Annotated in this window: 9 protein-coding genes; 6 read left to right on the forward strand and 3 right to left on the reverse strand. The window is 70.6% G+C overall.

All coding sequences use genetic code 11. The features are described 5' to 3' along the window. Positions 1-7: 7 nt before the first annotated feature. On the forward strand, positions 8-991 hold the full coding sequence (locus tag DEJ47_RS24945) for an aldo/keto reductase (RefSeq protein WP_150171809.1): 984 nt from the start codon (positions 8-10) through the stop codon (positions 989-991). Positions 992-1,085: 94 nt separating this feature from the next. Here the strand turns inward: DEJ47_RS24945 and DEJ47_RS24950 are convergent, their stop codons facing one another. Further along, on the reverse strand, positions 1,086-2,264 hold the full coding sequence (locus DEJ47_RS24950; protein WP_150171811.1) for an argininosuccinate synthase domain-containing protein: 1,179 nt from the start codon (positions 2,262-2,264) through the stop codon (positions 1,086-1,088). A gap of 287 nt (positions 2,265-2,551) precedes the next feature. Between DEJ47_RS24950 and DEJ47_RS24955 the strand changes: the two genes are divergently transcribed. Genes DEJ47_RS24955 through DEJ47_RS24970 form a run of 4 tightly spaced genes read left to right on the forward strand, consistent with a single transcriptional unit; the run spans position 2,552 to position 8,465 of the window. Beyond that, positions 2,552-5,644, forward strand: coding sequence for a non-ribosomal peptide synthetase (locus DEJ47_RS24955; RefSeq protein ID WP_150171813.1), 3,093 nt, complete (start codon positions 2,552-2,554; stop codon positions 5,642-5,644). A 5-nt stretch (positions 5,645-5,649) separates the two neighbouring features. Further along, complete coding sequence (gene cysC, locus DEJ47_RS24960) at positions 5,650-6,219, forward strand: adenylyl-sulfate kinase (RefSeq protein ID WP_150171815.1); 570 nt, start codon at positions 5,650-5,652, stop codon at positions 6,217-6,219. A 23-nt stretch (positions 6,220-6,242) separates the two neighbouring features. Continuing rightward, complete coding sequence (gene cysD, locus DEJ47_RS24965) at positions 6,243-7,172, forward strand: sulfate adenylyltransferase subunit CysD (RefSeq protein ID WP_190415820.1); 930 nt, start codon at positions 6,243-6,245, stop codon at positions 7,170-7,172. Further along, complete coding sequence (locus DEJ47_RS24970; RefSeq protein WP_150171819.1) at positions 7,173-8,465, forward strand: sulfate adenylyltransferase subunit 1; 1,293 nt, start codon at positions 7,173-7,175, stop codon at positions 8,463-8,465. Positions 8,466-8,485: 20 nt separating this feature from the next. Here DEJ47_RS24970 and DEJ47_RS24975 read toward each other — a convergent pair whose 3' ends face one another. Both DEJ47_RS24975 and DEJ47_RS24980 read right to left on the reverse strand, forming a co-directional pair. Continuing rightward, complete coding sequence (locus DEJ47_RS24975) at positions 8,486-8,866, reverse strand: hypothetical protein (protein ID WP_150171821.1); 381 nt, start codon at positions 8,864-8,866, stop codon at positions 8,486-8,488. Between the two features lie 51 nt (positions 8,867-8,917). After that, entirely contained in the window at positions 8,918-10,063 is a 1,146-nt protein-coding gene (locus DEJ47_RS24980) for a threonine synthase (protein WP_317850837.1), read from the reverse strand. Positions 10,064-10,420: 357 nt separating this feature from the next. Here DEJ47_RS24980 and DEJ47_RS24985 point away from each other — a divergent pair, with 357 nt between their 5' ends. After that, the gene (locus DEJ47_RS24985; RefSeq protein ID WP_150171823.1) at positions 10,421-11,995 is read left to right on the forward strand and encodes a S8 family peptidase; all 1,575 of its coding nucleotides are present in this window, start codon (positions 10,421-10,423) and stop codon (positions 11,993-11,995) included. Positions 11,996-12,007: the final 12 nt, after the last annotated feature.

The following is a 12,007-nucleotide window of genomic DNA, read 5'->3' on the forward strand; positions in this document are numbered from 1 at the left end:
GTGGAACATGGAGTACCGGCGCTTCGGCAGGCTCGGGTGGCAGGTCAGTGAGGTCGGCTATGGCATGTGGGGCATAGCAGGCGGGGAGGGCGGCTGGACCGGCGCGGACGACGCGACGGGACAAGAAGCGCTCGATAAGAGCGTCGAGCTGGGCTGCACCTTCTTCGACACGGCCTGGATTTACGGACGCGGGCACAGCGAGGAGTTGCTCGGTGACCTGTTGCGCAGGCACGAGGAGAAGCGCCTGTACGTAGCGACGAAGATTCCTCCGAAGGACCGGAACTTTCCGTCGCGGCGCGACTCACGGCTCCAGGACGTCTTTCCCGAGGACCATATTCTCGAATACACGAAGAATAGCCTCGAAGGGCTCGGAACGGACTCCATAGATCTGCTCCAGTTCCACGTGTGGGAGGACGCCTGGGCCGATGACGCGGCCTGGCAGGAACCGATCCGCCGGCTGCGGGACGAGGGCGTCGTCAAGGGGGTGGGGATCAGCGTCAACCGCTGGGAGCCCACCAACGTGCTCAAGGCCCTCGACACCGGGCTCATCGACTCGGTGCAGGTCATCTACAACATCTTCGACCAGGCCCCGGAGGACGAGCTGTTCACCGCGTGCCAGGAGCGGGACATCGCCGTGATCGCCCGGGTCCCGTTCGACGAGGGCTCCCTGACCGGCACGCTGACCCGCGGGACGACCTGGCCGCAGGACGACTGGCGAGCCTCGTACTTCGTCCCGGAGAACCTGGAAGCCAGTGTCGAGCACGCGGACCGGCTGAAGACCGTGGTGCCCGACGGCATGACGATGCCGGAGCTGGCGCTGCGGTTCATCCTGCAGCATCCCGCGGTGAGCACGGTGATCCCCGGCATGCGCAGTGTCCGGCACGTCGCTTCGAACCTCGGCGTGAGCGGTCGGGAGCCGCTGTCGCCGGAGCTCTACGCGGAGCTGCGCAGGCACCGGTGGGACCGCACGCCCACTGCGTGGTCGCAGTGAGCGGGGGCTGATGCCGCGCACATGAGGGGGGCGGGCGACACCGGACGCTGTCGTCCGGTGTCGCCCGCCCCTCACTCGTGCGGCCCGCTGTTCCTCAGGCCGCGTGCACGGGCTGGGTGATCCAGTGGTGGCCGCCGTGGGTGAAGCGCGTCTGACGGGCCGTGCCCGGGGCCTCCGTGAGCTCAAACAGGCGTGTGACCTGGATGTTCCCTCGGTACAGGGTCGCCTCCACAGTGCCGCTGACGCCGCCCGCGAGGAGGTCGACGGCGCTTGCCGCGGCCCGGCCGTACGTGTCGTGGAAGCGGCCTTCGTAGACGGCGGTCCCCAGCTCGGTGGAGAGCCTGCGGAAGAGCTGGGACGACGGCTTGTCCAGGCAGGCGTGGTAGAGCGCGTCCAGGCACGGGCTCAGGACGTCGAGCCCGGGAGCCTCGTAGACGCCCCGGCACTTGGTTCCGTTGACACGGTTCTCGACCACCGTGCGCAGTGAGACGCCGTGTCGGCCCCCCAGCGCGTTGGCCCGCTGGACGGCGTCGAGCGGGGAGACCCCGACCCCGTCCATCGCGACCGGCCGGCCCCCCTCGAACCGTACGGTGAACGTCTCCGGTTCGGCGGCCGCGGCCTGGGGCCATACCGTCATCAGAGGTGCAACGGAGGCGGGCGGGTTGCCCAGGTCCTCCAGCAGATCGCTCTCGTGCGAGCAGCCGGCGAGGTTGCCGTCGATCGAGTAGTCGGCCCAGTCCGTGAGCTCCTTGGGGTAGCCGAGCTCCCTCAGGTACGTGCTCATGGCGGCGCGGGTCGGGAAGCGCTCCAGCATCCACGACGCCGTCCACGGCGTGAAGACCGTGAGGTCAGGGGTGAAGCGGGCGGCGTAGCGGGCGAACCGCGACTGATCGTTGCCGCCTCCCACGCACCCGTGGGCGAGTATGTCGCACCCTTCCTCGCGCAGCACGGGACCGAGGCCGGCCACCAGGACCGCACGCGCGGCACCCGTCGTGTTCCAGTACCCGCCCTCGTACGTGGCCTGGTACGTCACCAGGTCCAGCGCCATGTCCGCCATCTCCGCACGGAGGTCGACGGTCCTGGTCTTCAGGCCCAGTCCTGCGAGGTGGCGGGCGAGTTCGCCGGGGGGCAGCGGCGCCCGCTGGCCGATGTCCGCGACGTAGCAGGTGACGTCGACGTCGTTCGCGGCGAGCCAGGCCGCGACGGCGGTGCCGGAAAGCCCGCCGGACGTGAACAGACCCACCCGCAGACCCTTGAGCTGTTTCAAATCCATCTGTGCATTACCCCCGCGACGATGCGTCGAGATGTGGAGACTGAATTTCCATGATGGCGGGAGCCGTGAACGTTGGTGTCCCTATTACCCGGCCACCTCTGTAATTGCGGTGATTACGTGATTGGTAAGCGCAGAGAGGTATCGCGGCGCCGGAAGGCGGTCTTACCTTGTTCCGGAATGCTCGGGAGAACGGTCATTCGCTTTCCCGGTCCGGAAATTTGGTCGAGCCCGAACTTTCGGGGCACAGTAGGCCGCCCATAAGGCGGCCCGTCAAGGGGGCGTCCGCTATGTCCGAGGCGTATCGAATCCGGTCGCAGAGTGGCGTCGCGGGACAGTCCTTCGACCACCCGGACCACCATACGGTTCTGCAACTCTTCGAAACGCGGGTCGCGCTGACGCCCGAGGCACCGGCCGCCACGCACGGCGCGGTGACCCTCTCGTACCGGGAGCTCGACGAGCGGGCGAACGCCGTCGCCCACGTGCTCCACGAGCACGGTGTCGGACGCGGGGACTTCGTGCCGCTCGTCGTCGACGGCGGCCTGGAGCTGCTTCTGTCGATGGTCGCCTCGATGAAGCTCGCCGCGGCGTTCGTGCCCGTCGACGACACCAGCCCCGTCGAACGCGTGGTCCGCATGATCGCCACGCTCGACGCCAAGGTGGTGCTGCGCTCCCAGCGGGCACCCGAACCTCCGGTCGACGTCCCGGTGCTGACCGTCCACCCCCTGGACCTCGCACCCCGCGCGGAGCCCCCGTCTGTTCCCGCCGCCACCCTGGACGACGTCGTGTACGGCTTCTACACGTCGGGCTCCACCGGGTTGCCCAAATGCACCGTCAACGTCCACCGGGGGCTCCGCAACCGCTTCGCGTACATGAGCCGACGGCTCAGTTCCCGCGCCGACGAGGTGGTGCTGCAGAACAGCAGGCACCAGTTCGACTCGTCCCTCTGGCAGATGCTGTGGCCCCTCACGACCGGCAGCCAGGTGGTGATCCCCGAGCGCTCGGGCATCCTCGACCTGGAGGCGACCGTGGACGTCATCCACCGGCACGCCGTCACCACCACCGACTTCGTCCCCTCCATCTTCAACACCCTGGTGGAGCTGCTGCACGCGGAACCCGACCTCATCCGGCGCCTCTCGTCGCTGCGCCGCCTCCTCATCGGGGGCGAGGAGATGACCGCGGACGCCGTGCGCGCCTTCCGGTCGTACCTGCCGGACGTGTCGATCATCAACACCTACGGCCCGACCGAGGCCTCGATCGGCAGCGTCTTCCACGTCGTGTGCGACACCGACCGCGACCCCGTCCCGATCGGCACCCCCATCGACAACACCTATGCCGTGATCGTGGACGACCTCATGCGGCCGGTCCCCGGGGGAGAGACCGGCGAGATCTGCATCGGCGGCGAGTGCCTCGGCCTCGGCTACGTCAGGGACCCGGGGAAGACCGCACGCGTGTTTGTGCCCAACCCCTTCCCGGAGATACCGGGCGACCGCCTCTACCGCACCGGCGATCTCGGCTACCGGCGTCCGGACGGGCTCCTGCAGTTCGTCGGGCGCCGCGACCACCAGGTCAAGATCGGCGGAGTGCGCATCGAACTGTCCGAGGTGGAGGCGGGGCTGCTGCGTCATCCGCAGGTGCGCGAGGCCAAGGTCATCGTCCATGGCGAGGGCGACCTCCGCGCGCTGGTCGCCTTCGTCACCGTACGGTCCCCGGAAACGGGTCCGACGGAGCTCAGGGAGCACGCGCGCGCCCAGTTGCCGCCCGCACTGGTGCCGCGTCGGCACGTCGTCCTGCAGTCCATGCCGCTGACGCCGAACGGCAAGGCCGACCGCAAGGAACTCCAGCGGCTCGCCGCGGAGTCCCCCGCGCAGCCCGCGGCGGAGGCGGGGCCGGGGCAGCACGACGGGGAACACGGGCCCGGGACGCCGGAACAGTCGACGGCGGCCGAGATCCGCGCCATCTGGCAGGACTTCCTGCCCGTCAAGAACGTCGACCCCGGGGCCGACTTCTTCGACCTGGGTGGCGATTCGCTCGGCGCGCAGCGCCTCGCCGTGGCACTGACCGAGCGCTTCGGCATCCGTGTGTCGGTCCGGGACGTCTTCGAGCGGCCGACCGCGCCCCAACTGGCCGCCCTGCTCGCCGGCGGAGCGCAGTCACCGCGCGCCGACGCACCGGAGGAGCAAGCGGCCCGGGAGGGCTTGGCGCTTCTGGCGCCCGACACGGTGCTTCCCGAGGACATCGTGGCCCTCGGTACCCCTTGCGGACCGTCGGAACCGCGGGAGGTGCTGCTCACCGGCGCCACGGGATTCGTCGGCGGTCAGCTCCTGCACGACCTGCTCGAGCGCACCACGGCCGACGTGCACTGCCTGGTGCGCGCCGAGAACCCCGAGACCGCCCGCCACCGCGTCGTGGCCAACCTGCGGGAGTACCGCCTCTGGGACGACGCGTACGAGGACCGCATCAAGGCCGTCCCGGGAGATCTGCGCCTTCCCCGACTGGGTCTCACGGAAGCGGAGTTCACGGATCTCGCACGACACGCCGACACCATCGTCCACAACGGCGCGATGGTCCACCTCGCACGCGGCTACCAGGCCCACCGGGGCGCCAACGTCGCCGGCACCCTGGAGATCCTCCGGCTCACCTCGGCCCACCGCCGCAAGCAACTGCACTTCATCTCCACCCTGGGCGTGTTCCCGCACGGCGAGTACGGGACACGGCTGATCCCCGAAGGCCCCGTGCACGACGACCTCGTCCCCGACGACGGCTACAGCCAGTCCAAATGGGTGGCCGAGCGTCTTCTCGCCGAAGCGGCCGACCGCGGACTCGACATCACCGTCCACCGCTTCGGGGAGGTGACCCCGCACTCCACGACGGGCGTCCCCAGCCGCCGGGGCCTGCACGACCTCCTCGTCAAGGCGTGGCTGCAGACGGGCATGTCGTTCGCCAGCCCCATAGCCACCGACTACACGCCGGTGGACTGGGTGAGCGCGCTGGTCGTCGCCGCCGTCCGGCGGGGGGAGAGGGGCTGGCTGCACGCGGTACAGCCGCACGCCGTCGGATTCGACGCGCTGATGGCGGTGTTCCAGCGGGAGTTCGGGCTCACCGAGGTGCCGTACTCCGTGTTCCACGAACAGCTGCGCCGCAGCTCCGCCGAGGCACCGGACGACCACGACCTGGTGCGGGTCCTCGCGCTGCTCCCTTCGCCCGCCGACGACGAAGCACACGTCAAGGAGAGTCTGGCCGAGCTCTTCCGGCAGGACCCGGCGGAGGTCGCCAGGGAACGGGCCGGGGAGCTGGCCGCCGCGTCCGGCATGACGTGGCCGCCCGTCGGCGAGGAACTCTTCCGCCGGTACGCCGCCTACTACCGGTCGGTGGGGTGGTGACCGCGATGCCCGGCACCGGGACCACAGCCGCGGGGCCGGCGACCGGGGGAACCACCCTCTGGCTCACCGGGCTGCCGAGCGCGGGAAAGACCACCCTGGCGTACGGGCTGGCCGCGCGGCTGCGCGCCGAGGGCCGCCGGGTCGAGGTGCTCGACGGTGACGAGGTCCGCTCGTTCCTCTCGGCGGGCCTCGGCTTCGGCCGGGCGGACCGGGAGACCCATGTGCGGCGCGTCGGCTTCGTCGCCGAACTCCTCGCCTCGCACGGCGTACTGGTCCTCGTGCCGGTGATCGCCCCGTACGCCGACGGAAGGGCGGCGGTGCGCCGCCACCACGAGAAGGAAGGCACCCGCTACCTGGAGGTGCACGTCGCGACACCGGTCGAGGTGTGCTCGGCGCGGGACGTGAAGGGTCTCTACGCCCGGCAGGCGGCCGGTGAGATCTCCGGTCTGACCGGGGTCGACGACCCGTACGAGGTGCCGGAGTCACCTCAGCTGCGGATCGAGGCCCACGAGCAGTCGGTGGAGGAGTCGGTGGGGGCGCTGTACGCACTGCTGGGTGAGAGAGGTTTGCTGTGACGACCGCGACGACCGCGACGACCGTGTCCGAGGGGGCCGACAGCCGGGGCGGTCACCCTTTCCGGCTCTCGCACCTGGACGTGCTGGAGTCGGAGGCGGTGCACATCTTCCGCGAGGTGGCGGGTGAGTTCGAGAACCCGGTGCTGCTGTTCTCGGGCGGCAAGGACTCGATCGTGATGCTGCACCTGGCGCTGAAGGCGTTCGCCCCCGCGGCGATCCCCTTCTCGCTGCTGCACGTCGACACGGGACACAACTTCCCCGAGGTGCTGGAGTACCGCGACCGGGTGGTGGCCCGGCACGGGCTGCGGCTGCATGTCGCCTCCGTGCAGGACTACATCGACCGCGGAGTGCTGCGCGAGCGCCCGGACGGCACCCGCAACCCCCTCCAGACGCTGCCGCTGACGGAGAAGATCCAGAGCGAGCGGTTCGACGCGGTCTTCGGCGGGGGCCGCCGGGACGAGGAGAAGGCGCGGGCGAAGGAGCGGGTGTTCTCGCTGCGCGACGAGTTCTCGCAGTGGGACCCGCGCCGCCAGCGCCCCGAGCTGTGGCAGCTCTACAACGGCCGCCACGCGCCCGGCGAACACGTGCGCGTGTTCCCGTTGTCGAACTGGACCGAGCTGGACGTGTGGCAGTACATCGCCCGCGAGGACATCGAGCTGCCCGGGATCTACTTCGCCCACGAGCGCGAGGTGTTCGAGCGTGCGGGGATGTGGCTGACGGCGGGTGAGTGGGGCGGGCCGAAGGCGGGTGAGACGGTCGAGACGCGGCTCGTGCGGTACCGCACGGTCGGTGACATGTCCTGCACCGGCGCCGTCGACTCCGACGCGACGACGCTGGACGCCGTCATCACCGAGATCGCCGCGTCCCGGCTCACCGAGCGCGGCGCGACCCGCGCCGACGACAAGATGTCCGAGGCCGCGATGGAAGACCGCAAGCGCGAGGGGTACTTCTAAATGACCATCAGCACCGAGCAGCCCGCCCGCCGGGCGGCCCCCGCGGAGGCAACCCTGCTGCGGTTCGCCACGGCGGGCTCCGTCGACGACGGCAAGTCCACCCTGGTGGGACGGCTCCTGCACGACTCCAAGTCGGTCTTCGCCGACCAGTTGGAGGCGGTGGAGCAGGTCTCCGCGAGCCGCGGCCAGGACGTGCCCGACCTCGCGCTGCTCACCGACGGGCTGCGTGCGGAGCGGGAGCAGGGCATCACCATCGACGTGGCGTACCGCTACTTCGCCACGGCCCGGCGCCGGTTCATCCTGGCCGACACCCCCGGCCACGTGCAGTACACCCGGAACATGGTCACCGGTGCCTCCACGGCCGAGCTGACGGTGATCCTGGTGGACGCCCGCCACGGCGTCGTCGAGCAGACCCGCAGGCATGCCGCCATCGCCGCGCTGCTGGGCGTGCCGCACGTGGTCCTCGCCGTGAACAAGATGGACCTCGTCGACTACGCCGAGCCCGTCTTCGCCGGCATCGCTGAGACGTTCACCGCGTACGCCCTGGGGCTCGGCGTCCCGGAGATCACCGCGATCCCGATCTCGGCGCTCGCCGGCGACAACGTGGTCGAGCCGTCCGCCGCCATGGACTGGTACGGCGGTCCGACCGTCCTCGAACATTTGGAATCCGTGCCGACCGGACGTGAGTCGGCCGCCCGCCACGCCCGCCTGCCCGTGCAGGTCGTGATCAGGCCGCGCACCCCGGAGCACCCGGACTACCGGGGGTACGCGGGTCAGATCGCCACCGGCACCTTCCGCGTCGGCGACGAGGTGAAGGTCCTCCCCTCCGGCATCGGATCGCGCATCAGCGGCATCGACCTGCTCGGTGTGGGCGTCGACGTCGCAAGCGCCCCGCAGTCCGTGACGCTCCTCCTGGAGGACGACATCGACATCTCCCGCGGCGATCTGATCGTGCCCGCGCACGACGTCCCCGCGCTCGGCCGGAACATCGAGGCGACCGTCTGCCACCTGGCCGACACCCCGCTCACCGCGGGCCGGCGGGTCCTGCTCAAGCACACCACCCGCACGGTCAAGGCGACTGTCGAGGAGATCACCTCACGGCTCGCCCTGGACGACCTGACGCACCACGCCGACCCTGGGCAGCTGGTGGCGAACGACATCGGCCGGGTACGGGTGCGCACCGCCGAACCAGTCGCCCTCGACGCCTACGCGGACTCCCGGCACACCGGCTCCTTCCTGCTGATCGACCCGGCCGACGGGACCACGCTGGCGGCGGGCATCGTCACGGACTGACCGGACTCACCCGTCGCCGTTCACTCCACCCGCTCCGCGGGCCCCACCTCCAGCCAGGTGCAGCGGTCCGCCGGGGTGGCCCGGCCGAGGGTCTTGTGCGTCGTCTCCAGGAGGAGGCCCGTGTCGGGGGCGATGATGCAGCGGTCCTGCGTGTGGAGTGTCAGGTCGTCGCCCGCGCCCTCGCCCATCCTCACCCACGACTTCTGCGTGATCTCCACCGCGACCCCCGCCCGGCCCTCGCTGTCCCGCGCGTCGCCCGCCAGCTTCATGCCGGGCGTGCCCGCGAGGATCCGGAACAGGGCCGCCCGCAGGTCCGGGCTCGCGGGGGAGTCCTCCAGCATGATCGTGACCTGGTCGAAGCGGCTGTGTGCGTCCTTCGGGAAGAGGGCCGCCAGCGCCATCTCGTCGGTCGGGGGTTTCTCCAGGTCCGGTCCAGGTCCCCCTGCTTTGCGTCAGCCCTCCACCGCGTTCGCGAGCCCTGTCTTCGCGCCCGCCCCGCAGAGCGGGACCACCGCCGTCCGCTCCCCGAGCGCCCCGTCCCGCACGGCCGCCCAGCAGGCGACGCCCGTGGACTCGACGTACAACCCGCGTGCGGCCAGATCCCGTTGAGCCGTCACGATCTGTTCCTCCGTCACCGTCAGGAAGCCGCCGCCCGAGGCCCGTACCGCGTGCAGGATCTGGCGGGCGCGCGGGGGGCGGGGGATCGCGATGCCCTCGGCGAAGGTCGGCGCCGTCGGGCTCTCGCCGACCAGGTCGTCGGCGCCGGCCCGCCACGCCTCGGCGAGCGGGGCGACCGCCGCGGACTGCACGGAGTACAGCGCGGGCCGGCGCGCGATGAGTCCCGCCGTGTGCAGCTCCCGGATCGCGAGTGCCGCGCCGAGCAGCAGCGTGCCGTTGCCGACGGGGACGACGAGGGCGTCGGGGAGGTGGCCGCCGAGGTCTTCCCAGAGCTCGTGGACGTACGTCTTGGTGCCGTGGAGGAAGTAGGGGTTGTGGACGTGGGAGGCGTAGAACGTGCCGGGTTCGTCGGCGGCGGCGCGGGCGGCGCGTGCCGTGGACTCCCGGTCGCCGTCGACGATGTGGAGGCGGGCGCCGTGTGCGGTGATCTGCTCCAGCTTTTTCGGTGACGTACCGGAGGGGACGTACACGGTGCAGTCGAGGCCCGCCCGCGCGCAGTAGGCGGCGACGGCCGTGCCCGCGTTGCCGCTGCTGTCGGCGATCACCCGGTCGGGGCCGAGACGCCGCGCGAGGGCGGCGAGCATGACCGCGCCGCGGTCCTTGAAGGACAGCGTGGGCATCAGGAAGTCCAACTTGGCCGAAATCGGCCCCGCCAGCTCCACGAGAGGGGTGCGGCCCTCGCCGAGGGAGATCGCGGGGGCGGGCAGCGGCAGGCACTCCGCGTACCGCCACAGGGAGTTCACCCGGCCCGTCAGCGCCTTCAGGGGCGCGGGCGCGGGGGAGAAGTCCAGGTCGAGGGGGCCGCGGCAGGCCGGGCACGACCATGCGAGGGAGTCCGCGGGGACGCGCGTCCCGTCGGCGGGGCAGCAGCGGTCGGGCAGGGCGGTCGCCTCTGTGGTGTGCGTGGGCATGTCTGTCATGCGCGCAGGTTATGGGGGGTGATTGTTGAAGGTGGGACGTATGGGGGGTGGGGGGTGAGGGCGTTGTGGTGGCGGGGCGCCATGAGGGGTTCGTGGCGGGCGTGTTACGTCCTGTCCTGACCCTTGTGGGATTCCTATGGATCAGCCAATCTTTCGTCCGGGCGGAGGCAAGGGCCCACAAGGGATCGGCAAGGTTCGGCAAACCGCATGAACAGATTGTCATGGCCCTGCCCTGATGCTGCCGTGCGCCGCGACCCTGCCGTGCGACTTCACCCTGCCGCGCGCCTCCCCCGTGAGTGTGGGCACCACAGCACCATTCCCCCACCAGCGCACCACCTATTGAGGAGGACCCCTCAGATGGCAGTGATGCGTCACAACCGCCGAAGACTGGCCGGGATCAGCGCGACAGCGGTCGCGGCCCTCGCCCTCGGCGTCGTCTCCGCCCTTCCGGCGAACGCCCGGCCGGACCGGGCGGAGGGCACGATAGAGAACGCCGGGACTCCCGGCGCGATCAAGAACAGCTACATCGTGAGCCTCGACAAGGACGGCCCCAAGGCCCGTTCCGCCGCGGGCAAGGCCCTCGCCAAGGAGTACGGCGCGAAGATCGAGCGGACCTACGACAAGGCGCTCAACGGCTACGCGGTCGAGCTCTCCGAGGCCGAGGCGAAGAGGTTCGCGGCCGATCCGGCCGTCGACGCGGTCGTCCAGAACCGGACGTTCACTGCCTCCGCGACCCAGACGAACCCGCCGTCCTGGGGCCTGGACCGCATCGACCAGAAGACCCTGCCGCTGGACCAGAAGTACACCTACCCGGACTCCGCGGGCGAGGGCGTCACCGCGTACGTCATCGACACCGGCGTCCGCATCAGCCACACCGACTTCGGCGGCCGCGCCTCCTACGGCTACGACGCCATCGACAACGACAACACCGCGCAGGACGGCCACGGCCACGGCACGCACGTCGCCGGGACCGTCGCGGGCACCCTGCACGGTGTCGCCAAGAAGGCCAAGATCGTCGGCGTCCGCGTCCTGAACAACCAGGGTTCGGGCACCACGGCGCAGGTCGTCGCGGGCATCGACTGGGTGACCAAGAACGCGGTCAAGCCCGCCGTGGCCAACATGTCGCTCGGCGGCGGTGCCGACAGCGCGCTCGACACGGCGGTCCGCAACTCCATCGCGTCCGGCATCACCTACGCCGTGGCGGCGGGCAACGAGTCGACCGACGCGTCGACCAAGTCGCCCGCGCGCGTGGCGGAGGCCATCACCGTCGGTGCCACGACCAGCACCGACGCGAGGGCGAGCTACTCGAACTACGGCAGCATCCTCGACATCTTCGCCCCCGGCTCCTCGATCACCTCGACGTGGAACTCCGGCGACAGCGCGACGAACACCATCTCCGGTACGTCGATGGCGTCCCCGCACGTGGCGGGCGCGGCAGCGATCTACCTGGGCCAGAACCCCTCGTCGACCCCGGCCCAGGTGTCCTCGGCCCTCGTCAGCGCCTCCTCGACGGGCGTCGTCACCAGTCCGGGTTCGGGCTCGCCGAACCGTCTCCTGAACGTCACCGGGGGTACGACCAACCCGCCGGGCAAGAAGTTCACGAACGACACGGACTACCCGATCAGGGACAACGCCACCGCCGAGTCCCCGGTGACCGTGACCGAGGTCCCGGGCAACGCGCCCGCCGCCCTGAGCGTGCCGGTGACCATCCAGCACACGTACATCGGCGACCTCCAGGTCCAGCTGATCGCCCCCGACGGGACCGCCTACACCCTCAAGGGCTACGGCACCGGCGGCAGCTCGGACAACATCAACACCACGTACACGGTGAACGCCTCCTCGGAGACGGCCAACGGCACGTGGAAGCTGCGGGTCAGCGACAACGCGGCGCAGGACACCGGGAAGATCGACTCCTGGAGTCTGCAGTTCTGACCGCTGAAGTAC

The organism is Streptomyces venezuelae, assembly GCF_008642355.1.
Classification (GTDB): Bacteria; Actinomycetota; Actinomycetes; order Streptomycetales; family Streptomycetaceae; genus Streptomyces; species Streptomyces venezuelae_B.

Coding starts and splice junctions, on each gene's coding strand:
- DEJ47_RS24945 (WP_150171809.1), top strand. CDS start 8: ATGGAGTACCGGCGCTTCGGCAGGCTCGGGTGGCAGGTCAGTGAGGTC.
- DEJ47_RS24950 (WP_150171811.1), bottom strand. CDS start 2,264: ATGGATTTGAAACAGCTCAAGGGTCTGCGGGTGGGTCTGTTCACGTCC.
- DEJ47_RS24955 (WP_150171813.1), top strand. CDS start 2,552: ATGTCCGAGGCGTATCGAATCCGGTCGCAGAGTGGCGTCGCGGGACAG.
- cysC (WP_150171815.1), top strand. CDS start 5,650: ATGCCCGGCACCGGGACCACAGCCGCGGGGCCGGCGACCGGGGGAACC.
- DEJ47_RS24970 (WP_150171819.1), top strand. CDS start 7,173: ATGACCATCAGCACCGAGCAGCCCGCCCGCCGGGCGGCCCCCGCGGAG.
- DEJ47_RS24975 (WP_150171821.1), bottom strand. CDS start 8,866: ATGGCGCTGGCGGCCCTCTTCCCGAAGGACGCACACAGCCGCTTCGAC.
- DEJ47_RS24980 (WP_317850837.1), bottom strand. CDS start 10,063: ATGACAGACATGCCCACGCACACCACAGAGGCGACCGCCCTGCCCGAC.
- DEJ47_RS24985 (WP_150171823.1), top strand. CDS start 10,421: ATGGCAGTGATGCGTCACAACCGCCGAAGACTGGCCGGGATCAGCGCG.